This window comes from Pontimicrobium sp. MEBiC06410 (assembly GCF_053601615.1).
In genome coordinates this window covers 159669-183873 of the sequence record NZ_JBSHNT010000155.1, presented here as the reverse complement: position 1 = coordinate 183873, position 24205 = coordinate 159669, and the positions used below count along the sequence as shown (strand labels likewise).

The following is a 24205-nucleotide window of genomic DNA, read 5'->3' as shown; positions in this document are numbered from 1 at the left end:
TAATCGTTAACCTCTCAGTTGATACTTGTGTTAATTATTTTTTCAGTTTGCAAATTTACACAAAAAAATTAATATCAGCTATGTTATATAGCTGATATTAATTTTAGATGTTGTATAAATTATACTCTTCTACGCTTTGGAGGACGACATCCATTGTGTGGTAATGGAGTAACATCAATAATTTCTGTTACTTCTATACCTGCATTATGGATAGAACGGATAGCAGATTCTCTACCATTTCCTGGTCCTTTAACATATACTTTTACTTTTTTTAATCCAGCTTCTTTAGCTACTTCCGATGCATCTTCTGCTGCTAATTGTGCTGCGTAAGGAGTATTCTTTTTAGAACCTCTAAATCCCATTTTACCAGCTGATGACCATGAAATTACGTCACCTTTTTTGTTGGTAAGAGAGATGATAATGTTGTTAAATGAAGCAGTGATATGAGCTTCTCCAACAGAATCTACTATAACTTTACGTTTTTTAGTACTTGTCTTTGCCATGTCTTTCTAGTTCTTAGTTTATTAGTTGATAGTCGCTAGAATCCTAAACCTAAATAATTTCAAACAGATTCTTTCCAACGTCTAAACACTAAAGACTAAATTTCTAATTATTATTTAGTTGCTTTTTTCTTGTTAGCAACAGTTTTTCTTCTACCTTTTCTGGTTCTAGAGTTGTTTTTAGTACGTTGCCCTCTTAAAGGAAGACTTGCTCTATGACGAATACCTCTGTAGCACCCAATATCCATTAATCGCTTAATGTTTAATTGTGTTTCAGAACGTAATTCTCCTTCAATAGTATAAGTTCCAACAGCTTCACGGATTGCTCCAATTTGGTCATCTGTCCAATCTTGTACTTTGATGCTTTCGTCTACTTTTGCAGTAGATAAAATTTCTTGAGCTCTACTTCTACCTACTCCGTAGATATAAGTTAATGAAATAACTCCTCTTTTGTTTTTTGGTATGTCTACACCTGCAATTCTTGCCATAATTACCCTTGTCTTTGTTTGAATCTAGGATTCTTTTTGTTAATGACGTAAAGTCTACCTTTTCTGCGCACGATTTTGCAATCTGCACTTCTCTTTTTAACTGATGCTCTTACTTTCATCTTGTCTTATTAATTACATATTAATATAAGATAGTACCTTTCGGTTTCGTCCTAATTAATATCTATAAGTTATACGAGCCTTAGTTAAATCGTAAGGACTCATTTCTAATTTTACTTTATCTCCTGGTAATAACTTAATATAATGCATACGCATTTTACCAGATATGTGTGCAGTCACAATGTGACCATTTTCTAATTCAACACGAAACATAGCATTAGATAATGCTTCTATTATCGTACCGTCTTGCTCTATTGCTGCTTGTTTTGCCATATAGTATAATAAATTAAGCTACTGCTTTTCTATTTTTACCAGTTTTCATTAAGCCGTCATAGTGCCTATTTAACAAGTAAGAATTAACTTGTTGCATAGTGTCTATTGCAACTCCAACCATAATTAATAAAGATGTACCTCCAAAGAATAAAGCCCAACCAGACTGTACTCCCATTAGTTTAAACACTACAGCTGGGAACACAGCTATAAGCGCTAAAAAGATAGATCCTGGTAACGTTATTTGAGACATAATTTTGTCTAAATACTCAGAAGTTTCAGAACCTGGGCGAATTCCAGGAATAAAACCTCCACTACGTTTTAGGTCGTCTGCCATTTTATTAGTAGGTACTGTTATTGCAGTATAAAAATATGTAAATATTATAATTAAAAAAGCAAATACTAAGTTATACCAAAATCCAAAGATACTATCTCCATTACCAAAATTATTTTGTAACCATAATCCTGTGTCTGTATCTTTTAAAAACTCTGCTCCACCAATTAAACCTGGTACAAACATAATTGCTTGTGCAAATATAATTGGCATAACTCCAGAAGCATTTAACTTTAATGGAATATATTGTCTTGATCCGAATACATTTTTTTCATAACCACCAGTTGCAGAACGTCTAGCATACTGCACAGCAATTTTTCTAACAGCCATTACAAGTAATATTGATGCTGCTATTATAACAAACCATATAACAATTTCGAAAAGAATCATCATGTTTTGACTAGCATCCCATCTAGAAGCAAAGTTTTGTAAAAATGCTTTAGGTAATGTAGCAATAATACCTACCATAATTAATAATGAAATACCATTACCAATTCCTTTATCAGTAATCTTTTCTCCTAACCACATTGCAAAAATACAACCTGTTACTAAAATAATTACAGATGAGAAATAGAATTGACCTGTAGGCAATAAAAATGCTGATTCAGGGATACCAAACATTGTTGGTAAACTAGCTAAATAACCAGGTGCTTGCACTAAACAAATACCTATAGTTAACCAACGTGTTATTTGAGTAATCTTCTTTTGACCACTTGCTCCTTCTTTTTGTAATTTTTGTAAATAAGGAATTGCAATTCCCATTAACTGTACTACAATAGAAGCAGAAATGTAGGGCATAATACCTAGTGCAAAGACAGAAGCATTAGCAAAAGCACCTCCAGTAAATGCATTAATTATACCTAATATACCATTTTGAGCTTGCCCTTGAAGGCTCGCTAATTGATTGGCATCTACTCCAGGTAATACAACCTGTGCTCCAAAACGATAAACTAATAATAGACCTAGTGTTACTATGATTCTATTTCTTAGCTCCTCTATTTTCCAAACATTTTTTAAAGTCTCTATAAATTTCATACTCTTATATCGGTCTTATAAAGTTACGGCTTCTCCTCCTGCAGCTTCAATAGCAGCTTTAGCTGAAGCAGTAAATTTATGAGCTGTTACACTTAATTTAGCTTTTAATTCTCCTCTTCCTAAAATTTTAACTGATTCATTTTTACCAGCTAATCCTAAAGTGATGATTGTATCAAAATCTATAGTGTCTGTTATTTTCTTATCATCAACTAATTGTTGTAATGTATCAAGGTTGATACCTTGGTACTCTTTACGGTTGATGTTTGTAAAACCAAACTTAGGAACACGTCTTTGAAGTGGCATTTGACCTCCTTCAAAACCTAGTTTTTTAGAATAACCAGAACGAGATTTAGCTCCTTTGTGACCACGTGTAGCAGTACCACCTTTACCAGAACCTTGTCCTCTACCTATTCTTTTTCCTTGGTTTTTAACTGAACCTTCTGCAGGTTTTAAATTACTTAAATCCATTTTTCAGTATTATATTATTTAGTTTCTTCTACAGAAACTAAGTGATTTACTTTATTAACCATCCCTAAAATATTAGGAGTCGCCTCGTGCTCTACTGTTTGCCCAATCTTTTTAAGACCTAATGCTAATAATGTAAGCTTTTGTCTTTTTGTACGATTGATTGCGCTTTTAACTTTCGTTACTTTTATCTTTCCCATTTCTGTGATTATTAACCGTTAAAAACTTTCTCTAATGAAATTCCTCTCTCACGAGCAATAGTATGTGCACTTCTTAATTGTAATAAAGCATCAAAAGTTGCCTTTACAACATTGTGTGGGTTTGATGAACCTTGAGATTTTGATAATACATCATGTACTCCAACTGCTTCAAGAACTGTTCTTACAGCTCCACCAGCAATAACTCCTGTACCAGGAGCTGCAGGAATGATATTTACTCTTGCTCCTCCAAATTTACCTTTTTGTTCGTGTGGTAACGTTCCTTTAATAATAGGAATACGTACTAGGTTTTTCTTAGCATCTTCAATTGCTTTAGCAATTGCACTAGCAACATCTTTAGATTTTCCTAAACCATGTCCTACTACTCCTGCTTCATCTCCAACAACTACTATTGCTGAAAAACCGAATGCTCTACCACCTTTAGTTACTTTTGTAACTCTCTGTACACCAACTAAACGATCTTTAAGATCTAATCCACTTGGTTTTACTAACTCTGCGCTTTTGTATTTTTGATACATAATTTCTTAGAATTTAAGTCCTGCTTCTCTAGCTCCTTCAGCTAACGATTTGATTCTACCGTGATATAAATATCCACCTCTATCAAAAGTGATAGTACTTACACCAGCTTTTAATGCTTTTTCGGCAACAGACTTTCCTACTAAAGTAGCAATTTCAGATTTATTACCTTTTGCTGAACTAATGTCTTTATCTCGTGAAGATGCTGCTACTAAGGTTTTACCTGTAACATCATCAACAAGTTGAGCATAAATTTCTTTATTACTTCTAAAAACAGCTAATCTAGGTCTTGCTTCTGTACCAGAAACAACCTTACGGATTCTGCTTTTAATTCTTATTCTTCTTTCGTTCTTTGTTAACGCCATAACTTAATTATTAAGCTGATTTACCTGCTTTTCTTCTTAGTTCTTCACCTACAAACTTCACACCTTTTCCTTTATAAGGCTCTGGTGGTCTGAATCCGCGAATTTTCGCAGCTACTTGTCCAACAAGTTGTTTATCGTGTGATGTTAACTTAATAAGAGGGTTCTTACCTTTATCTGATACTGTTTCCACCTTAATTTCTGGTGCAATACTCATAATAATATTGTGAGAGAAACCTAAAGCTAACTCTAATTTGTTACCTTGGTTACTTGCTCTATACCCTACTCCTACTAGCTCAAGCTCTTTAGTCCATCCTTTAGATACTCCGTCAATCATGTTGTTAACAAGTGATCTGTATAAACCGTGCTTTGCTTTCTGTTCTTTATTGTCTGATGAACGTGTTACTAACACATTACCATCTTCAACTTTAACCTCTACAGTATCGTATGCTTGAGTTAATTCTCCAAGCTTTCCTTTTACTGTGATTACGTTATCTTTTACTTCTACTGTAACTCCTTCTGGAATTGCAACTGGGTTATTTCCTATTCTTGACATTTCTTTCTCCCTTTATAGATTAGTAAACATAACATAAAACTTCACCACCTACATTTTCTCTTTGAGCTTGTTTAGCAGTCATTACTCCATGAGAAGTAGATACGATTGCTATACCAAGACCATTAAGAATTCTAGGTAACTCAGTAGAACCAGAATATTTACGTAAACCAGGTTTACTCATTCTTTCTATCTTTCTGATAACTGGTTCTTTAGTTTCTTTGTTGTACTTAAGTGCTATTTTAATAGTACCTTGTACTGTAGTGTCTTCGAACTTATAACTTAAAATATATCCTTGATCGAATAATATTTTAGTGATGTTCTTTTTTAAATTTGATGCAGGAATTTCTACAACTCTGTGATTAGCACGCACTGCGTTTCTAATTCTAGTTAAGTAATCTGCAATTGGATCTGTATACATATGTATTTAATTGCGGCCTTGGTTTTCATTTTTTATGAACCTTAGACCAGTTTATAATTTTACCAACTTGCTTTTCTAACACCTGGTATTAAACCTTGGTTAGCCATTTCTCTAAATGTAACACGAGAGATACCAAATGTACGCATGTAACCTTTTGGTCTTCCTGTTAATTTACATCTATTGTGTTGACGAACTGGAGAAGCATTTTTAGGTAACTTTTGTAATGCTTCGTAATCTCCAGCTTCTTTTAAAGCTTTACGTTTCTCAGCATATTTAGCTACTGTTTTAGCTCTTTTCACCTCGCGGGCTTTCATTGATTCTTTAGCCATAACTTAGTTTTTTTGAAAAGGTAATCCTAATTCAGTTAATAATGATTTTGCTTCTTTATCTGTATCAGCAGTAGTTACAAATGTAATATCCATACCTGAGATTTTGTTTATCTTATCGATATCTATCTCTGGAAAGATAATTTGCTCAGTAATTCCTAAATTGTAATTACCTCTACCATCAAATCCAGTTGCTTTAATTCCTCCAAAATCTCTTACACGTGGTAATGCTGAAGTTACTAAACGATCTAAAAATTCGTACATTCTTTCGCCTCTTAACGTAACTTTGGCACCAATTGGCATACCCTTACGTAATTTGAAAGATGCAACATCCTTTTTAGATAATGTAGATATGGCTCTCTGTCCAGTTATAGTTGTTAATTCTTCCACAGCGTGGTCTACTAACTTTTTGTCTGAAACTGCTGCACCAACTCCTTTAGATAAAACTATCTTAGTAAGTTTTGGTACTTGCATTACATTTTTATAACCAAATTCTTCTGTAAGAGCTGCAATTACTTTGCTTTTATACTCTTCTTTAAGTCTAGGTGAATATGCCATAACTATATTACTTCATTAGATTTTTTAGAAAATCTTACTTTCTTGTCTCCTTCCATTCTGTATCCTACTCTTGTTGCTTCTCCTTTAGAAGTTAACAAAGATAAGTTAGATACTTGAATTGGAGCTTCTTTTTCTACGATTCCTCCTTGTGGGTTTTGTGCACTTGGTTTAGTATGTTTCTTAACCATGTTTACACCCTCAACGATCACTTTGTTCTTATCTGTAAATACTTTTTGAACAACTCCTTCTGATCCTTTATGATCTCCAGCAATTACTCTTACTGTATCTCCCGATTTTATTTTAAGCTTTGTCATCTTACTTTATCAATTAAAGCACCTCTGGTGCTAATGATACAATTTTCATGAATTGTTTATCACGAAGTTCTCTAGCAACAGGTCCAAAAACACGTGTTCCTCTCATTTCCCCTGTTGGGTTTAAAAGTACACAAGCATTATCATCGAATCTAATATAAGATCCATCTGGACGTCTTACTTCTTTTTTAGTACGTACAACTACTGCTGTAGATACTGCTCCTTTTTTAATGTTTCCATTAGGAGTTGCATCTTTTACTGTAACAACTATTTTGTCACCTACAGAAGCGTATCTTCTCTTAGTACCACCTAGAACACGTATTGTTAATACTTCTTTTGCTCCAGTGTTATCTGCTACTTTTAGTCTTGATTCTTGTTGTACCATAATTACTTCGCTCTTTCAATTATTTCAACTAATCTCCAACATTTAGATTTACTCATAGGTCTTGTTTCCATGATCTTTACAGTATCTCCAATATTACAATCGTTTGTCTCGTCGTGTGCAACGTATTTTTTCGTTTTTAACACGAACTTTCCGTACATAGGGTGTTTTACTTTTTTCACCTCAGAAACCACAATAGATTTCTGCATTTTGTTACTTGTAACAATTCCTATACGTTCTTTTCTTAAGTTTCTTTTTTCCATCATTAAGCAGAATTATTGTAATTCTCTTTTAGTTATTTCTGTTGCCAATCTAGCTACATCACGTCTTACTGAACGTAATTGGATTGGGTTCTCTAAAGGAGATATTGCATGTGCCATTTTTAGGTCTGAATAACTCTTCTTTGTTTCACTAAGTTTATCTTGTAACTCAGCTACAGATAATTCTTTAATTTCTGATTGTTTCATAATATCAATAAATTATGCTTCGTAATCTCTAGCAATTACAAACTTAGTTTTTACAGGTAATTTTTGAGCTGCTAAACGTAAAGCTTCTTTAGCTACGTCTAATGGTACACCTCCTACTTCAAAAAGCATTCTACCTGGTTTAACTACTGCTGCCCAATATTCTACGGCACCTTTACCTTTACCCATACGTACTTCTAGAGGTTTCTTTGTAATAGGCTTATCTGGAAATATTTTAATCCAAAGTTGCCCTTCTCTTTTCATGTAACGTGTAGCGGCAATACGTGCTGCTTCTATTTGACGCGAAGTTAAAAAGTTCGAGTCTAGTGATTTTATTCCAAAAGTACCGTTAGAAAGTTGGTGCCCTCTTCCGGCATTTCCTTTCATACGTCCTTTTTGCTGTTTACGAAATTTTGTTCTTTTAGGCTGTAACATTTTTTCTTTTCTTTAAAAAATTACTTTCTACGACGAGATTGGTTCTTATTATTTCCACCTTGTCCTCGTCCACCTTTTCCTTGCTTCTTAGATAATCCAACAAGAGGAGAAAGTTCTCTTTTACCATATACTTCACCTTTCATAATCCACACTTTCACACCTAATCTACCATAAGTAGTATGCGACTCAACAAGTGCGTAATCAATATCGGCTCTAAAAGTTGATAAAGGAATGCGTCCTTCTTTGTAGTGTTCAGAACGTGCCATTTCTGCACCATTTAAACGCCCACTAATTTGAACTTTAATTCCTTCTGCATTCATACGCATTGTAGCAGCTATAGCCATTTTTATTGCACGTCTGTATGAAATTCTATTTTCAATTTGACGAGCAATACTAGATGCTACTAAAAACGCATCAAGTTCAGGTCTTTTAATTTCAAAGATGTTAATCTGAACTTCTTTTCCAGTAATTTTCTTAAGTTCTTCTTTTAACTTGTCTACCTCTTGACCTCCTTTACCAATAATGATACCTGGACGAGCCGTAGTGATAGTAACGGTTACAAGTTTTAAAGTTCTCTCTATTATTACTCTACTTACACTAGCTTTAGATAAACGCGCGTGAACGTATTTTCTAATCTTATCGTCTTCGGCAAGTTTATCACCATAATCGTTTCCTCCGTACCAGTTAGATTCCCATCCTCTGATAATTCCTAAGCGATTTCCGATTGGATTTGTCTTTTGTCCCATATCTATCTTAGCTTTGTGTATTATTGTTAGCTCCAACTACTATTGTTACGTGGTTAGAACGTTTTCTTATTCTGTGTGCACGACCTTGAGGTGCTGGACGTAATCTTTTTAACATAGATCCTCCGTCAACTCTAATTTCTTTAACAAAAAGTTCTGCTTCTTCGATGCTTGCATCTTCGTTTTTAGCTTGCCAGTTAGCGATAGCTGATACTAACAATTTCTCTAAACGATTTGAAGCTTCTTTTTGACTAAACTTTAAAATGTTAAGTGCTTTTTCTACTTTTTCACCTCTTACTAAATCGGCTACTAAACGCATTTTTCTCGGTGATGTAGGACAGTTATTAAGTTTAGCAAAAGCAACTTGTTTTTTTGCTTCCTTAATAGCGTCTGCCATTTGTTTTTTACGACTTCCCATAGCTTACTACTTTTTACCTTTATTTTTAGCACCTGCATGACCTCTAAAAGATCTTGTTGGTGAAAATTCTCCTAATTTATGACCTACCATGTTTTCAGTAACGTAAACTGGTACAAATTGACGGCCATTGTGTACAGCTATAGTCTGACCAACAAAATCTGGAGTAATCATACTTGCTCTAGACCAAGTTTTAATTACAGTTTTCTTGTTAGCTTCTACATTAGCAGCCACTTTTCTTTCTAATTTATAATGAACGTAAGGTCCTTTTTTTAATGATCTTGCCATGTCTTATTTCTTTCTACGTTCTACAATATATTTATTACTTGCTTTAGTCTTAGAACGTGTTCTAAATCCTTTAGCTGGTATACCGTTTCTAGAACGTGGGTGTCCTCCTGAAGATTTACCTTCACCACCACCCATTGGGTGATCAACTGGATTCATTACTACTGGTCTAGTTCTTGGTCTTCTACCTAACCATCTACTTCTACCTGCTTTACCTGAAACTAATAATTGGTGATCTGAGTTAGATACTACTCCAATTGTAGCCATACAAGTTACTAAGATTAATCTCGTTTCTCCTGAAGGTAATTTGATAGTTGCGAATTTACCATCTCTTGCCATTAATTGAGCAAAAGCACCAGCACTACGAGCCATAACTGCTCCTTGCCCTGGACGTAACTCTACACAAGAAATAATTGTACCTAATGGAATGTTTGCTAAAGGCATTGCATTTCCAATTTCTGGAGCAACTTTTTCACCTGAAACAATAGTTTGTCCAACTTTTAAACCATTTTGAGCAATGATATAAGCTTTCTCACCATCTTGGTAATTTAATAATGCGATAAACGCTGTTCTGTTTGGATCGTATTGAATTGAAGCTACTTCAGCAGGAATTCCTGTTTTAGCTCTTTTGAAATCAATAATACGGTACCTTTTCTTATGACCACCACCTTTGTAGCGCATAGTCATACGACCTTGACTGTTTCTACCACCTGAACGTTTTTTCGGAGCTAATAAACTCTTCTCCGGCTTATCAGTTGTAATGGCGTCAAATCCATTAACAACTCTAAATCGCTGTCCTGGTGTGATTGGTTTTAATTTTCTTACTGACATTTGTCTTTAATTACATGTTAGTGTATAAATCAATTATCTCACCTTCCGCCAGTTGTACAATTGCTTTTTTCATTGCATTTGTTTTACCATGTTGAATACCAGTTTTAGTAAACTTAGTTTTTCTATCTGGACGGACATTTATAGTACGAACTTTTTCAACAGAAACTCCATAAGCAGCTTCAACTGCTTTTTTAATTTCTACCTTGTTCGCCTTTGTATTCACGAAGAAACTGAAACAGTTGTTTAACTCACTATTTGCAGTCGCTTTTTCTGTGATTATCGGTTTAATTAAGATATTCATCGTCTCTTTATTTACTTAAATTCGTTACAATTCCTTCTAAAGCTCCTTCTAAAAGCACTACTTGATTTGCATTTAAAATCTTATAAGTACTTAATTCTGAAGCAGTTATCACTTCAGAGCCTTTTAAATTGCGTGACGACAAATATACATTATTATTTGACGCACCCAACACAAACAGAGATTTTTTGTTTTGTAAGTCTAAAGCTTTCAAAATATTAGTGAAATTTTTAGTCTTTGGCGACTCAAAATTAAAGTCTTCTAAAACAACTAATGACTTCTCGTTTGCTTTTATACTTAATGCAGATCTACGCGCTAAACGCTTTAAGTTCTTATTAAGTTTTATAGAGTAATTTCTTGGTCTTGGTCCGAACATACGTCCTCCACCTCTAAATACTCCAGACTTGATACTACCTGCTCTGGCTGTACCAGTTCCTTTTTGCTTCTTAATCTTACGTGTACTACCAGTAATCTCAGCTCTTTCTTTCGATTTGTGAGTTCCCTGTCTTTGGTTTACTAAATATTGTTTAACATCCAAATATACAGCGTGATTATTAGGCTCAATAGCAAAAACATCGTTAGAAAGGTCTGCCTTTCTACCTGTTTCTTTTCCGTTTATATCTAAAACTGCTACTTTCATTATTTTCTAATCGTTACATAAGCGTTTTTGTGACCTGGCACACAACCTTTCACTACAAGTAAGTTTTTATCTGCAACTACTTTTAAAACTCTTAAATTTTGAACTTTTATTGTGTCTCCACCCATTCTTCCTGCCATCTTCATTCCTTTGAATACTCTAGCTGGATAAGATGCCGCTCCAATAGAACCTGGCGCTCTTAAACGGTTGTGTTGACCGTGAGTAGCTTGACCTACACCACCAAATCCATGACGTTTTACAACTCCTTGGAATCCTTTACCTTTTGATGTTCCTGATACATCAACAAATTCACCTTCTACAAAGTGCTCTACAGTGATTGCATCACCTAACTTGTACTCCTCCTCAAAACCTTGAAATTCTACGATTTTGCGTTTTACAGAAGTTCCTGCTTTTTTAGCGTGACCTAAGTCCGCTTTAGTAGCACTTTTTTCTGTCGCGTCATCGAAACCAAGTTGAATAGCTTCATAACCATCAACCTCTTCAGTTCTGACTTGGGTAACGATACATGGTCCAGCTTCGATTACTGTACATGGAATATTTTTTCCATTCTCATCGAAGATGCTGGTCATACCGATTTTTTTTCCAATTAACCCAGACATTTTAATTTTAGATTTACGATTGTTAATTTTAGATATGTTCTAAAACTTACCAATCAATTATTAATAATTATTTATTTAAAAAATATTCAAGGCTGAAAATACGTTTCAGCCTTGAATTGTATTTTTACCGTTTTTCCTTCGCTCGCAGCTTAGGACATGTTTACTTCCTGTGTAAACAGGAATCTCTTTCACGAGATCCCAAAATAAATTTGGGATAAATTCAACTAAACACTTTCTAAAATGAAAGTGAAGTTTCATTTACTTAAACTTTGATTTCAACCTCTACTCCACTTGGTAATTCAAGCTTCATTAAAGCATCAATTGTTTTAGAAGATGAAGAGTAAATATCTAATAATCTCTTGTAAGAGCTTAATTGAAATTGTTCTCTAGACTTCTTGTTTACGTGTGGTGAACGTAATACAGTGAAAATTTTCTTGTGTGTTGGTAATGGAATTGGTCCAGTTACTACAGCACCAGTACTCTTTACTGTTTTTACAATCTTATCAGCAGACTTATCAACTAAATTGTGATCGTAAGACTTTAATTTTATTCTAATTTTTTGACTCATTTTCTTTAGTTTTAAGCTTCAACGCCTTTTGCTGCTTTAATTACTTCTTCTGAAATATTTGAAGGTGTTTCAGCATAGTGTGAAAATTCCATAGTAGATGTTGCTCTCCCTGATGATAATGTTCTTAATGTTGTTACATATCCAAACATTTCAGATAATGGCACGGTAGCTTTTACAGTTTTTGCTCCTGCTCTGTCTCCCATGTCACTTACTTGTCCTCTTCTTCTATTTAAATCTCCTACAATATCACCCATGTTTTCTTCTGGAGTGATTACTTCTAGTTTCATTATTGGTTCCATGATTACCGCCTTAGCTGCTTTTGCTGAATTTTTAAATCCTAACTTAGCTGCTAATTCGAAAGATAACTGATCTGAATCCACATCGTGGTATGATCCATCTGTTAATGTCACCTTCATAGCGTCTACTTCGTATCCTGCTAATGGTCCATTTACCATCGCCATTTTAAATCCTTTTTCAATTGAAGGGATAAATTCTTTAGGAACGTTACCTCCTTTAATTTCAGACACGAATTCTAATCCTACTTTACCTTCTTCAGCTGGCTCTAATGTAAATACAATGTCTGCGAATTTACCACGTCCACCAGATTGCTTTTTGTAAACTTCTCTGTGTTCTGCACGTCTTGTAATTGCTTCTTTGTACTCTACTTGAGGCTGACCTTGGTTTACTTCTACTTTAAACTCACGCTTTAAACGATCTACAATAATATCTAAGTGAAGTTCACCCATTCCTGATATAATTGTTTGACCTGATGCTTCGTCTGTTCTAGCTGTAAATGTTGGATCTTCTTCAGATAACTTTGATAAAGCCATCCCTAATTTATCTACATCTGCTTTAGTTTTAGGCTCAACCGCGATACCAATTACTGGATCTGGGAAGTCCATAGATTCTAAAACGATAGGATGTTTTTCATCAGACATTGTATCACCTGTCTTAATGTCTTTAAATCCTACTGCCGCTCCAATATCTCCTGCTTCAATAAAATCGATCGCATTTTGCTTATTAGAGTGCATTTGGTAGATACGTGAAATACGTTCTTTTTTACCTGAACGGTTATTAAGAATGTAAGATCCTGCATCTAAACGTCCAGAATAAGCTCTAAAGAATGCTAAACGTCCTACAAAAGGATCTGTAGCAATTTTAAATGCTAAAGCTGCGAAAGGCTCATTTACATCTGGCTTACGTATTTCTTCTTCTTCTGTATTTGGGTTAGTCCCTACAATACCTTCCTTATCTGTTGGAGAAGGTAAATAACGACATACAGCATCTAGTAAAAACTGTACTCCTTTGTTTTTAAACGCAGAACCACAAATCATTGGAATGATTGCCATATCCATTACAGCAGCTCTAAGTGCAGCATGCACTTCTTCTTCTGTAATAGAATCTTCATCTTCCATAAATTTTTCTAAAAGATTCTCATCGTAAGTTGCCACTTCTTCAATTAAAAGTGCACGGTACTTACGCGCTTCTTCTTTCATATCTTCTGGTATATCGATAACATCAAAAGTTGCCCCTTGAGTTTCATCATGCCATACAATAGCACGGTTTTTCACTAAATCGATAATTCCTTTAAAGTCAGCTTCATCACCAATATTTAATACAATTGGCACAGCATTAGACTTTAACATGTCTTTTACTTGTTGACAAACTCCTAAAAAGTTTGATCCTTGACGGTCCATTTTGTTAACAAAACCAATTCTAGGTACTTTATAGTTATCTGCTAGTCTCCAGTTAGTTTCAGATTGTGGTTCTACACCATCAACTGCACTAAATAAGAATACTAAACCATCTAATACACGTAAAGAACGGTTTACCTCTACGGTAAAATCTACGTGACCAGGAGTATCAATAATATTAAAGTGATATCCTTTTGTATCTGGTGTTGGACTTCCGTTTTCAATCGGAAATTTCCACTCACATGTTGTAGCCGCAGAAGTAATAGTAATACCACGTTCTTGCTCTTGCTCCATCCAGTCCATTGTTGCAGCACCATCGTGTACTTCACCAATTTTGTGAGAAACTCCTGTATAGTAAAGAATACGCTCTGTTGTTGTTGTTTTACCAGCATCAATATGAGCCGCAATTCCAATATTTCTTGTAAATTTTAAATCTCTTGCCATTTCTAATTAAAATCTAAAGTGAGAGAATGCTTTATTTGCTTCAGCCATTTTATGAGTATCTACTCTTTTCTTAACCGCTGCTCCTTCTTCCTTAGCTGCTGCTAAAATCTCTGAAGCTAAACGTTGCGCCATAGATTTCTCATTTCTTTTTCTTGAATAGTTTATTAACCATTTCATTGCTGTAGAAACTTTACGGTCTGCACGTATTGGGTTAGGAATTTGAAATGTAGCACCTCCAACTCTACGACTACGTACTTCTACGTGAGGCATAACGTTAGACAGGGCATCTTTCCATATCTCTAATGCTGTTTTTTCTTCATCTGTTTTCTTTGTGTCTACAATATCAATCGCATCGTAAAACACTTTAAAAGCCACTGACTTCTTACCATCCCACATCATCATGTTAACGAAACGAGTTACTAACTGATCGTTAAAACGTGGATCCGGCAAAAGCGGTCTTTTTTTGGCTGCTCTTTTTCTCATGTCTTCTTCTTAAAGTTTTAAAATTACTTCTTAGGGCGCTTAGCACCATACTTAGATCTACGCTGTGTACGACCATCGACACCAGCGGTATCTAATGCTCCACGTACAATGTGGTATCTAACTCCTGGTAAATCTTTTACCCTTCCACCTCTAACCAATACTATCGAGTGCTCTTGTAGGTTATGTCCTTCACCGCCAATGTATGCATTTACCTCGTTTCCATTTGTTAAACGCACCCTTGCTACCTTACGCATTGCTGAGTTAGGTTTTTTAGGTGTCGTTGTATACACACGAGTACACACACCACGTCTTTGTGGACAAGAATCTAAAGCAGCCGATTTACTCTTCTTGGTTATTTTGGCTCTTCCTTTTCTTACTAATTGTGAAATTGTTGGCATATATATTTATATATAAATTTAATTGACCTCTTCTAAGAGGGCTGCAAAGGTAGTAATTAAAATTAAAAATTCAAATCCTAAAAGATTAATTTTCAGTAGTTTTTCAAAATTACTTAAATCTATATATTATATGTACTGTTTTTGCGTTAGTTTTACAAACCTTAATTTATAAAATTGTAGTGCAAAAAAAATCTCTGTTTTTATTAATCGTTGTTGTTTTTTATTTCAAAACAACTCATTCACAGAATCTAAATCTAGAGATTACTGGAAATGATTCCATTGAAACAAAAGTATTACATTCATACAGCTACAACAAAACTTTAGCGGATTATAATGCCATTACTAGAGAAATTGATTCTCTCAGAAAAACACTTTTTAAAGCTGGTTACATTGAAAACAGGCTATTATCTTTAAAGCGAGCAAATGATAGTTTGTTCACTTCTACCATAGCCCTTAACACAAAGTACGAAACAATAATACTTCATTATAATAATAATGAAATAGACAAAAGCATAACGGATTTAGTCTCAAATGATAATTCAGACACTCATTTTACTATTCCTTTTACTTCCACCGAAAGTGTTTTAAATTTTATTAATTCTGAAATAGCAAAGAAAGGTTTCCCTTTTACCAAACTTAAACTTTCTGAAATAAAAATAAAAGATAGTAAAACACTTGAAGCTAATATTGTTATTATTAAAGATAAACAACAAAGAGGCCTTGATAAAATTATTATTAAAGGCTATGAAAAGTTTCCTAAATCTTACTTGAAGCGGTTTTTAAAGATTAAACCTGAAACCGTTTTTAATATTGAAGACATAAAAAAAAGGATCCAAACTTTAGACAATTTACGCTTTGCTAATACCATTAAAGAACCCGAGGTATTATTTACAAACGATTCTACCCATTTATATTTATACATAGAAAAAACTCTCAGTAATACTTTTGATGGTTTTTTAGGTTTTAGTACAAATGAAGAAACAAATAATATAGAGTTTAATGGTTATTTAAACCTAGAATTAAATAATAATTTTAATTATGGTGAGTCCTTTAGGCTTTTATATAAAAGTGATGAAAGCGAACAAAAAAACTTCGAAGTAAGATTAAATCTCCCTTATTTATTTAGCACTCCTATTGGTACCGAATTAGAATTAAACATTTTTAAAAAGGATTCTTCTTTTACAACTGTTAACCAAAAAGCTAAGCTTTATTATCAGTTAGACGCAAAAAGCAAAGTATTTCTAGGGATTGACACTACAGAATCTAATAATCTTCTTGATAGCGAAAATTCTTTTAACATTGATGATTATAAATCAAGGTTTTATATATTAAAATATGATTTTGAAAATAGGCGCAATTACAACAGACTTTTTCAAATTAATTCTCTTGTAAATATTGAAGTTGGTTTTGGAAGCAGAGACTTAAATAATACAACAGAACAACAAACTAAAGTTGCACTGAATGCCCATCATATTTTTAATTTAAATGAAAGCAATAGTATTTTTTTAAGGCTTAATGGCGCCTTACTCACTTCAGATTCTTTTTTAGAAAATGAATTAATTCGTTTTGGTGGCATTAACTCAATTAGAGGATTTCAAGAGAACAGCTTAGCCGCTACTCTATTTGGAGTATTAAATACAGAGTATCGTTACAAATTAAGCAATAGCATATATGTGCATTCTATTATAGATTATTCTAGACTAGAAAATAAAATCACTGTTCAAAATGAAAATCTATATGGGTTCGGTCTTGGATTTGGTATTATAACTAAAGCCGGGTTACTTAAATTTAATTTTGCTAATGGAAAGACTCAAGATCAAAAATTCAAATTCTCAAACTCTAAGATTCATTTAAGTTTAGTCGCTATTTTTTAAGAATTACTCAAAAAATAACTCTTAATATTAAATTTAACACACAAAACTTTGTTTTATTTAGTTATTATATGTAATTTTTCACTGGACTATTTCACATAAAACCCGAGTTTGATTAATTAAACAATTAATTTAAAGCGAGTTACAATACTATTCCCCTTAACCACCCTTATTATAGTATTGTTTCAAAATCTTATTACATCTTAACTACACAGATTTTGTCTGTTTGTATGCTTACACACCAAATTTTAGCATACAAAACTAGCATTTATACAACTCTATTTATTGTATGAATCAGACTCGAGGTAAAACAGTAAAAACTAATATGAAAACAAAAACTAGTGTAATTTTAACGCTATTTCTAGCGTTAGCTGTGCAATTATCTTTAGCACAAGAAAAAAAAATCACGGGAGTAGTCTCCGATCAAGACGGAATACCCCTTCCCGGTGTTAACATTATTGAAAAGGACACCAGTAATGGTACACAGAGCGATTTTGATGGAAACTACACCCTAGATATTGGTGTAGGAAAAACTATTATTTTCTCTTCTCTAGGCTACAAAACAATAGAGCAAATTGTAGGAGCGTCTAGCGTTATTAATATAACTATGACAGAAGAAGCTTCAGCTTTAGAAGAAATTTTAATTACTGGAGCGGTAGGTATAAAAAGAAAACCAGACGAAATAACAACCGCATACGAAAATGTAAAAGCTGAAGAAATTGTTGCTGCTAACAACCCAGATGCAGTACAATCATTAGCAGGTAAGGTTTCGGGATTACAAATTAACACAACCAATACAGGTGTAAACCCTACAACCTCGATTAGATTGAGAGGAACACGATCTTTATCTGGATCAAACTCTGCATTAGTAGTAATAGATAACGTTATTTCTTCTGCTGGGATTCTTTCAGATTTAGATCCAGAAATTATAGAATCTATCAATGTAATAAAAGGCCCTAATGGTGCTGCCCTTTATGGTTCTAGAGGTGGTAATGGAGTTATAGTAGTTACTACAAAAAAAGGAACCAAAAACAAAGGAAAAGTAAATGTTAGCCTATCTAGCACAGTTACGTTTGAAGACATTGCGTTTTTACCTCAATTACAAGATCGATTCGGAAAAGGTTATTGGGGAGAAATTGATGCTTTCGATCAAGGTTCTTGGGGACCAGAATACGATGGTTCCTTACAACCTGTTGGCTTACCCTACCCCACTGTTAATGATTTTAGATACGAAAGATACTCTTTTAAAAAAGATAATATAAAAGCATTTTTCGAAACTGGTACTGCTCTACAAAATACAATTACTGTTTCTGGTGGAGATAGCGAAGGTTTTTACTCACTTACTGCTAACAGAAGAAAAACAGATGGTATTATAGGCAGGGATACTTATAAAAAAGATTTTTTTGCATTAAGTGCTGGTAAAACATTTGGAAAACTGTCTCTCTCAGGAAATGCGCGTTTAACTAACGAAGATCAAAATGTTTCCAATGGCGTTTACGCTCAATTATCTCAAGCTCCAAGTGATATAGATATTTCTCAATTTTCATCAGGAAGCAACGCCGATCATTGGACAGCTTTTGGAAACAGTCCTTATTGGGTAAGAAACAACCAAAGAGCAGAATCTAGAAACATTAGAGCAGATTTATCCGCAGAAATTAGCTACAAGTTTAATGACAATATTAGTACTATCTTAAGAAGTAATATTGTAACTAACAGCGGAAACGGTATACAATATGTTAATGATTATGTAGAGACCTATACTGTAACTGGTGATGGTAGGGATATACAATCTACCCTAACAGTAAATAGTAATAATTCGAGAACATTATATACAGATTTAATAACCAATTTCAATTATCAATTAACTGAAGATATTGGTTTAAAATCGTTAATAGGTTTTAATGCTACCGAAGCTAATGCTTTTGGTCAATCTACTAATGGCTCTCAATTAACGCTGCCTGGACTATATACTGTAGAAAATATATCTAACGGAATCAATGTTACTGATTTTACAAGAAAATCCAGACAACAATCTGTATATGTAAATGCAGATTTTAGCTATAAAGACTACTTATTTTTAAACTTAGCAGCTAGACAAGAATGGGATTCTAGATTACAGTCTCCTGGAAGATCTGTTGAAGATATAGGCTTCTTATATGGTTCTGCTGGAATATCTTTTATACCTACAAAGGCATTTCCTGAGTTAAAAGGAGACATTTTACATAAAATGAAAGTTTCTGGAGGTTATGTAAAAGTAGCTAATATTTCTGCTCTAGGACCTCACGACTTATTCGATACAGGTTTTAGACCTGGAGCATTCCCTTTCCCTAGTGGCGTGAATTCTTTTTTAATTCCCACTACAACATTTGACAATGCAATTGAGCCTGAATTTATTAATACATACGAGGCGAATATTAATTTAGAGTTCTTAAGACGTAAAGGCACACCTCGAATTACTTTAGATGGTAGCTATTCATTTTACACAAATAACAACCAAATACTAAGTGCTTCTGTTTCTAGCGCAACTAGTGTATTTAGCGCTGGTATAAACGTAGGAAAAACAGAAACTAATGCTTATGAGTTAGATTTGGGATTAACTCCTATTAAGTCTGATGATTTTAGATGGGATTTAAATGTTAGTTATGCTTCACAAAAAACAATAGCAACTAAAATAACTGACGATTCTGACACATTAGGAGCTGGTTCTCCAGGCATATACGCTATACAAGGTCAAGAATTTCCTTTAATACAAGGTAGTGCATACGAAAGAGATGAACAAGGAAGAGTCCTTATAGATGCAAATGGGGTTCCAAGAATAGCTTCTGGTTTAAAAGTTTTAGGTAAAACAACACCAGATTATATTCTAAATTTTGGTACAGAGATTACTTATAAAGGATTTAGATTAAGCGCTACTGCAGATTACAGAACTGGCCATGTTTTCTATTCTGGAATATACAACAACTTAACAGGACAAGGGCGCTCGTTTATAACCGCAGAAAATGGCAGAGGACATTTTATTTTCCCAAACTCATCTGTAGCTGGTTCTGGTGTTTCAAATACAACCGTATTAACTGGTCCATCATATAGTGCTTCAAATCCATATAGAGCATATCAATCTTTTATACAAAGTCCAAACTTTTTAGGAGTTGATGAAAACTTTATTTTAGATGCAACAGCTTTTAAACTTAGAGAAGTTGCATTAAGCTACACCTTACCTAGTGAGTGGTTAGAAAGCACATTTATTAATGGACTTTCACTTGGTGTAAGCGGAAGAAACTTACTTGTAGTCACACCAAAAGAGAATAGAGGTTATAATGATCCTGAAATTGGATCTGGAATTGGTGGATTCGGACAAACTCCTCCTACCAAATTTTACTCAATGAATGTAAAACTTAATTTCTAGAAAAATGAAACAAATAAATACCATATACAAAATCTTTCTAATTGCAATTGTTATCTCAATTTCAACAGCATGTGAAGACGTTTTAGTAAACGAAGATCCCAACGGCACAGTCATTAACGAACTCTCACCAGAAGTTATACTCCCTGGAGCGCAAACAGTTCCTGCCGCAGTATTTATGACACGAATGAATGAATTAGGTAACACCATGATTGCCACATGGTCTGGAAACACCCAACAAATTCAAGCACCCTATTTTAGTGAATTTCAATTTCAACTATCTACAGATTTTTATAGCGATATCTGGGATGGTTTAATGGCTAGAACTGGTAACCTAACCCAAATAATCAATACAGAAATACCAGGTAATTACGATTATCATAAAGGTATTTCTAAGATATATAGAGCATTTTTCTTTCAATATTTAGTTGATTTATATGGAGATATTCCATTTTCCGAAATTCATCAAAGAGGTGGAAATCTATTTCCTAAGTATGATAAGCAAGAAGAAATATACATCTCATTAATTACTCAAATTAACGATGCTATAGATCAAATAAATACTACAAATGCAGCTTCAGTAATTCCTTTAGGATCAAATGATGTTATAATGAATGGTAATATAGATAAATGGATTAGGTTTGGAAACAGTCTTAAATTAAGAATGTTATTACGTGTAAACGATTATGCAGTAGCTAATCCTAACGAAAATGATATCCTAGCATTTGTTAATAGTGAATTTGTAAAACTAAATGATCCTAGCACTAACTTTCTTGGTATAGGAGATGATGTTACTATAAATCCTGGTTACGCAGACCAAGCAGGAAGAATGAATCCGTTTGCAGCTACATTTGGCTATAACCCTGGTGAATTTGGAAATGATGCCAGTGCAACATTTTCTAATAGAAGAGCTGGCCCAACAACTTTTTTAGTTGAATTCTTAGATGGCACAACCACAAATGTAATAGATAATAGATTAAATAGACTTTATGCGCTTAGAGGTTCGCAAATCACAATACAAGGAAATACTCAAGGAGGTAATGGACAGCCTTCTCGTATAGGACCAGGTTTGTTATCTTCTCCCGATCAAGATGGTTATATTATGACAGCTTCAGAATCTCTATTCTTACAATCTGAAGCAGTACATAAATCACTTTTAAATAGTGGAGATGCAAAAGGATTGTTTCAATCTGCAATTACAGCTTCTTTCAATAGACTTGGAGCTACTTTAGGTAGTTATCTTACAGATTCTAATACTGTAGATAAAATTGGTTGGGATGGCACTTCAAATAAGTTGGAAGCAATTATCACTCAAAAGTGGCTTGATCTAGGAGGAACTAATGGTATAGAAACATGGATAGAATTTACAAGAACAGGATTTCCTAGCAATATGCCGCTTCCAGACATTGCTACCAGACCTAGTAGGCCAAATAGATTATTATACCCTACTTCTGAATATACTGGAAATTCTCAAAATGTAAATGCATTTAATCAAACCGTTGAATCTGCATTTAATACCAAAGTGTTTTGGGATCTATAAATAAAAAATAAAATCATGAAAAAAATAAAATTATTACTCATTATATTAATAACGTCTTCTTTGACAACCTCATGTCTTGTAGACGATGAGCAATCACAACAAGAAGTTAATCAAGCAAACACTCCTATTGTTGTAGGTTTTACAGAATCGGTAGTAACTATAAGTCATTTTTCAGACATAGGTACTATTGAAAACATAATCCGAATGTCGTTTCTAGGAGGCGGGAAAGGTTTCGCTGAAACAGATTTAAATATTCCTTTTACTATTGACCCTGCAAGCACAGCACAACAAGGTGTAGAATTTAATTTAAACACATCTAGCATAACGCTTCCAGCTCAAAGAGATTTTGGAGAGTTAATACTAAATGTCAACACTGGTAATTTCAATCCAGACTCACCTACAGAACTTATATTAAACTTAGCACCAGAAGATATTGCAGAAACTACAGATGCTCAGCAATCTATAAAACTAATATTCATAGGGTGTCAATCTGGTATTGCTGGGACATATACAAACCCCGATTTACCATCTGGAGCAGGAGGTGTTACTAATTTCACAGAAACTGCACCTAACAATTTCATTTTTACAATGCCATTTTTAGGTACTGGCGGCGGTGTCAACCCTATTTCTATGACATTAGTTGATATTTGCGGAGATATTACACTTACTGGTTGGCAATTTGACACAGCATTATCGGGCAATGTATCGCTTAACAATACAACAGGTGAAATAACAATAGACAATTTAATCATTTATAATGGTGCCACTGTAGATCCAGATGATGTTTGGTTCGACTTAGGCAGTTCTACATATACACCTCAATAAAAACAACTATGAAAAATATTATAACAAAATTTATGACACTAACAGCTTTTGCTGTTATTGCTATCTCATTATACTCTTGTGAAGATGATGATACACTAGAAAAGAAAGGCAAACCTAAATTAGTACTTCAAAACAACACAGTTACAGTTACAGAAGGTGAAACTGCAGTTTTTAATATGGTATTAGATTATGCTGTTGACACAAAAATAGACCTTAGAATAGATGTCTTAGATGAAAACAATAATCCTATACCAGTTGGAGAAGTATTAAATGGGAATGGTTTTAACTTATTCGACCTTGACAATATCGATTTCCCTATTCACCCAAATGAAGCTAATTTTCAGGTAGCTCCATGCAGTGAGTTATCAGGTACAATGTTTAGAAGTTGGTTTGGAGGAGGAGAATTCTCGTTTGGATATTTAGGCGGTTCAGGCTATTACACCTGTTATGAACCGTTTCAAGAGAATTTGCAATTAAACATAAAAACCAAAGGAGACTTAATAGATAATGGAGCTAGGTATGTTAAATTTAGAATATCATCTACGTCTAACTTAGAAGCAATTATAGATGAAATTATAACAGTTAATATAGAAGATGCTCCTGTAGAAGATTTAATTATGAATCTTAAATGGGATGGAAACTATTTAGGAACCACAGACCCTTGCGATATAAATAATGGTATAGATATGGATTTAGAACTATATTTAGATGGTACTTTCGTAGCCTTTAGCTATAATGATTGCCCAGAATCTATAACAATCCCTGCAAATGCTCCTGATGCTCTTTACAGAATAGACGCAAGCTTATGGACAACAAATGGAAACATGGCGAGCGGTAATATTCCTGCTATTTTAGAATTTAACAAAGCTGGAGCCTTTAATAATCAACAAGATCTTTCTAGCTTATTCATAATAAATAATGGAGGCCTTAATGATGGAAACACTAATGCTATAACATCTTTCTTTATCGAAAAAGAAGGAGCAACATATATTATTAAAGATCCAAATGCTGTTTTAGTAGCATCTGGAAAAACGTTACAATCCATTTCTATTGAAGAAAAGAAAGATTTAAAAGAAAAATAAGTATCTTAATTTAGTTTTTATAGCTAATAAGACTTAATTTTATCAATACCCCCAAAAGTTGAATACTAATTTTGGGGGTATTCTTTTTCATAAAATTTACATAAAACTTGCTCAATAAAGACCTTTGACTACAGTTATTTGAAAATGCTAATAAAACTACTATCCATTTTTAGCACTTATTAGCATAAAAACCCTTAATAATGACAGCTATTCAGAATAACCTGTAGAGTTTTAAATTATTTTCAAAACTTTAACAAACCCTAAATAGCATTAGTTTTAGGCGCATTATTGATGCTTATTGCTAAAATTAACACTC

At 33.8% G+C, this 24205-nt stretch carries 34 protein-coding genes; 5 read left to right on the top strand and 29 right to left on the bottom strand.

The features are described from left to right. Positions 1-119 precede the first annotated feature (119 nt). From rpsK to rpsL, 29 genes are all read right to left on the bottom strand, one after another. Complete coding sequence (rpsK, locus tag ACVC08_RS11925) at positions 120-503, bottom strand: 30S ribosomal protein S11 (protein WP_452597392.1); 384 nt, start codon at positions 501-503, stop codon at positions 120-122. 110 nt (positions 504-613) lie between these two features. After that, a complete protein-coding gene (rpsM, locus tag ACVC08_RS11920) occupies positions 614-988 on the bottom strand; it encodes a 30S ribosomal protein S13 (RefSeq protein ID WP_452597391.1) in 375 nt (124 codons plus the stop codon). A gap of 2 nt (positions 989-990) precedes the next feature. Further along, positions 991-1107 carry a type B 50S ribosomal protein L36 gene (gene ykgO, locus ACVC08_RS11915; protein WP_013305171.1) on the bottom strand — a complete coding sequence of 39 codons (117 nt, stop codon included), beginning with the start codon at positions 1105-1107 and terminating at the stop codon, positions 991-993. Between the two features lie 55 nt (positions 1108-1162). Further along, the gene (infA, locus tag ACVC08_RS11910) at positions 1163-1378 is read right to left on the bottom strand and encodes a translation initiation factor IF-1 (RefSeq protein WP_007094967.1); all 216 of its coding nucleotides are present in this window, start codon (positions 1376-1378) and stop codon (positions 1163-1165) included. A 13-nt stretch (positions 1379-1391) separates the two neighbouring features. After that, the gene (gene secY / locus ACVC08_RS11905; protein ID WP_452597390.1) at positions 1392-2744 is read right to left on the bottom strand and encodes a preprotein translocase subunit SecY; all 1353 of its coding nucleotides are present in this window, start codon (positions 2742-2744) and stop codon (positions 1392-1394) included. Between the two features lie 15 nt (positions 2745-2759). Continuing rightward, the gene (gene rplO, locus ACVC08_RS11900; RefSeq protein WP_452597389.1) at positions 2760-3212 is read right to left on the bottom strand and encodes a 50S ribosomal protein L15; all 453 of its coding nucleotides are present in this window, start codon (positions 3210-3212) and stop codon (positions 2760-2762) included. A gap of 14 nt (positions 3213-3226) precedes the next feature. Continuing rightward, complete coding sequence (rpmD, locus tag ACVC08_RS11895; RefSeq protein ID WP_452597388.1) at positions 3227-3409, bottom strand: 50S ribosomal protein L30; 183 nt, start codon at positions 3407-3409, stop codon at positions 3227-3229. Positions 3410-3420: 11 nt separating this feature from the next. Continuing rightward, on the bottom strand, positions 3421-3945 hold the full coding sequence (rpsE, locus tag ACVC08_RS11890) for a 30S ribosomal protein S5 (protein WP_452597387.1): 525 nt from the start codon (positions 3943-3945) through the stop codon (positions 3421-3423). 6 nt (positions 3946-3951) lie between these two features. Next, a complete protein-coding gene (gene rplR / locus ACVC08_RS11885; protein WP_452597386.1) occupies positions 3952-4308 on the bottom strand; it encodes a 50S ribosomal protein L18 in 357 nt (118 codons plus the stop codon). A 10-nt stretch (positions 4309-4318) separates the two neighbouring features. Beyond that, positions 4319-4861 (bottom strand): 50S ribosomal protein L6, encoded by a 543-nt coding sequence (rplF, locus tag ACVC08_RS11880; protein WP_452602174.1) that lies wholly within the window; start codon positions 4859-4861, stop codon positions 4319-4321. 19 nt (positions 4862-4880) lie between these two features. Then, complete coding sequence (gene rpsH, locus ACVC08_RS11875; protein ID WP_452597384.1) at positions 4881-5279, bottom strand: 30S ribosomal protein S8; 399 nt, start codon at positions 5277-5279, stop codon at positions 4881-4883. Between the two features lie 59 nt (positions 5280-5338). After that, positions 5339-5608 (bottom strand): 30S ribosomal protein S14, encoded by a 270-nt coding sequence (gene rpsN / locus ACVC08_RS11870; protein WP_144115517.1) that lies wholly within the window; start codon positions 5606-5608, stop codon positions 5339-5341. A gap of 3 nt (positions 5609-5611) precedes the next feature. Further along, positions 5612-6163: a 50S ribosomal protein L5 gene (rplE, locus tag ACVC08_RS11865; RefSeq protein ID WP_452597383.1), complete on the bottom strand. Its 552-nt coding sequence runs from the start codon at positions 6161-6163 to the stop codon at positions 5612-5614. Positions 6164-6165: 2 nt separating this feature from the next. Further along, positions 6166-6477, bottom strand: coding sequence for a 50S ribosomal protein L24 (gene rplX / locus ACVC08_RS11860; protein WP_452597382.1), 312 nt, complete (start codon positions 6475-6477; stop codon positions 6166-6168). Positions 6478-6490: 13 nt separating this feature from the next. Continuing rightward, entirely contained in the window at positions 6491-6859 is a 369-nt protein-coding gene (gene rplN, locus ACVC08_RS11855) for a 50S ribosomal protein L14 (protein WP_111659928.1), read from the bottom strand. Between the two features lie 2 nt (positions 6860-6861). Next, positions 6862-7119: a 30S ribosomal protein S17 gene (gene rpsQ, locus ACVC08_RS11850; RefSeq protein ID WP_452597398.1), complete on the bottom strand. Its 258-nt coding sequence runs from the start codon at positions 7117-7119 to the stop codon at positions 6862-6864. A gap of 12 nt (positions 7120-7131) precedes the next feature. Beyond that, positions 7132-7323, bottom strand: a complete 192-nt coding sequence (rpmC, locus tag ACVC08_RS11845) for a 50S ribosomal protein L29 (protein ID WP_452597381.1) — start codon at positions 7321-7323, stop codon at positions 7132-7134. A gap of 12 nt (positions 7324-7335) precedes the next feature. Then, positions 7336-7755, bottom strand: a complete 420-nt coding sequence (rplP, locus tag ACVC08_RS11840) for a 50S ribosomal protein L16 (protein WP_452597380.1) — start codon at positions 7753-7755, stop codon at positions 7336-7338. 20 nt (positions 7756-7775) lie between these two features. After that, positions 7776-8501, bottom strand: a complete 726-nt coding sequence (gene rpsC, locus ACVC08_RS11835) for a 30S ribosomal protein S3 (RefSeq protein ID WP_452597397.1) — start codon at positions 8499-8501, stop codon at positions 7776-7778. A 7-nt stretch (positions 8502-8508) separates the two neighbouring features. Continuing rightward, on the bottom strand, positions 8509-8916 hold the full coding sequence (gene rplV / locus ACVC08_RS11830) for a 50S ribosomal protein L22 (RefSeq protein WP_452597379.1): 408 nt from the start codon (positions 8914-8916) through the stop codon (positions 8509-8511). Between the two features lie 6 nt (positions 8917-8922). Continuing rightward, positions 8923-9201, bottom strand: a complete 279-nt coding sequence (rpsS, locus tag ACVC08_RS11825; protein ID WP_013869040.1) for a 30S ribosomal protein S19 — start codon at positions 9199-9201, stop codon at positions 8923-8925. A 3-nt stretch (positions 9202-9204) separates the two neighbouring features. Continuing rightward, a complete protein-coding gene (gene rplB, locus ACVC08_RS11820; protein ID WP_452597378.1) occupies positions 9205-10029 on the bottom strand; it encodes a 50S ribosomal protein L2 in 825 nt (274 codons plus the stop codon). A gap of 10 nt (positions 10030-10039) precedes the next feature. Then, positions 10040-10330 carry a 50S ribosomal protein L23 gene (gene rplW, locus ACVC08_RS11815; RefSeq protein ID WP_452597377.1) on the bottom strand — a complete coding sequence of 97 codons (291 nt, stop codon included), beginning with the start codon at positions 10328-10330 and terminating at the stop codon, positions 10040-10042. Positions 10331-10337: 7 nt separating this feature from the next. After that, the gene (gene rplD / locus ACVC08_RS11810; RefSeq protein WP_452597376.1) at positions 10338-10967 is read right to left on the bottom strand and encodes a 50S ribosomal protein L4; all 630 of its coding nucleotides are present in this window, start codon (positions 10965-10967) and stop codon (positions 10338-10340) included. Continuing rightward, positions 10967-11584: a 50S ribosomal protein L3 gene (gene rplC, locus ACVC08_RS11805; protein ID WP_452597375.1), complete on the bottom strand. Its 618-nt coding sequence runs from the start codon at positions 11582-11584 to the stop codon at positions 10967-10969. The genes rplD and rplC overlap by 1 nt, the downstream gene beginning before the upstream one ends. 262 nt (positions 11585-11846) lie before the next feature. Further along, complete coding sequence (gene rpsJ, locus ACVC08_RS11800) at positions 11847-12152, bottom strand: 30S ribosomal protein S10 (protein ID WP_007650482.1); 306 nt, start codon at positions 12150-12152, stop codon at positions 11847-11849. Between the two features lie 11 nt (positions 12153-12163). Continuing rightward, positions 12164-14290 carry an elongation factor G gene (fusA, locus tag ACVC08_RS11795; protein ID WP_452597374.1) on the bottom strand — a complete coding sequence of 709 codons (2127 nt, stop codon included), beginning with the start codon at positions 14288-14290 and terminating at the stop codon, positions 12164-12166. Between the two features lie 6 nt (positions 14291-14296). Then, entirely contained in the window at positions 14297-14773 is a 477-nt protein-coding gene (gene rpsG, locus ACVC08_RS11790) for a 30S ribosomal protein S7 (RefSeq protein WP_452597373.1), read from the bottom strand. 23 nt (positions 14774-14796) lie between these two features. Then, positions 14797-15171, bottom strand: a complete 375-nt coding sequence (gene rpsL, locus ACVC08_RS11785; RefSeq protein ID WP_013869047.1) for a 30S ribosomal protein S12 — start codon at positions 15169-15171, stop codon at positions 14797-14799. 179 nt (positions 15172-15350) lie between these two features. Between rpsL and ACVC08_RS11780 the strand changes: the two genes are divergently transcribed. From ACVC08_RS11780 to ACVC08_RS11760, 5 genes are all read left to right on the top strand, one after another. Beyond that, positions 15351-17045: a POTRA domain-containing protein gene (locus tag ACVC08_RS11780; RefSeq protein WP_452602173.1), complete on the top strand. Its 1695-nt coding sequence runs from the start codon at positions 15351-15353 to the stop codon at positions 17043-17045. Between the two features lie 286 nt (positions 17046-17331). Continuing rightward, positions 17332-20445, top strand: coding sequence for a SusC/RagA family TonB-linked outer membrane protein (locus ACVC08_RS11775; protein ID WP_452602172.1), 3114 nt, complete (start codon positions 17332-17334; stop codon positions 20443-20445). A gap of 4 nt (positions 20446-20449) precedes the next feature. Continuing rightward, positions 20450-21982 carry a SusD/RagB family nutrient-binding outer membrane lipoprotein gene (locus ACVC08_RS11770; protein WP_452602171.1) on the top strand — a complete coding sequence of 511 codons (1533 nt, stop codon included), beginning with the start codon at positions 20450-20452 and terminating at the stop codon, positions 21980-21982. Positions 21983-21997: 15 nt separating this feature from the next. Further along, a complete protein-coding gene (locus ACVC08_RS11765; protein WP_452602170.1) occupies positions 21998-22807 on the top strand; it encodes a hypothetical protein in 810 nt (269 codons plus the stop codon). A gap of 8 nt (positions 22808-22815) precedes the next feature. Continuing rightward, complete coding sequence (locus ACVC08_RS11760) at positions 22816-23889, top strand: hypothetical protein (RefSeq protein ID WP_452602169.1); 1074 nt, start codon at positions 22816-22818, stop codon at positions 23887-23889. The last annotated feature ends 316 nt before the right edge of the window (positions 23890-24205 follow it).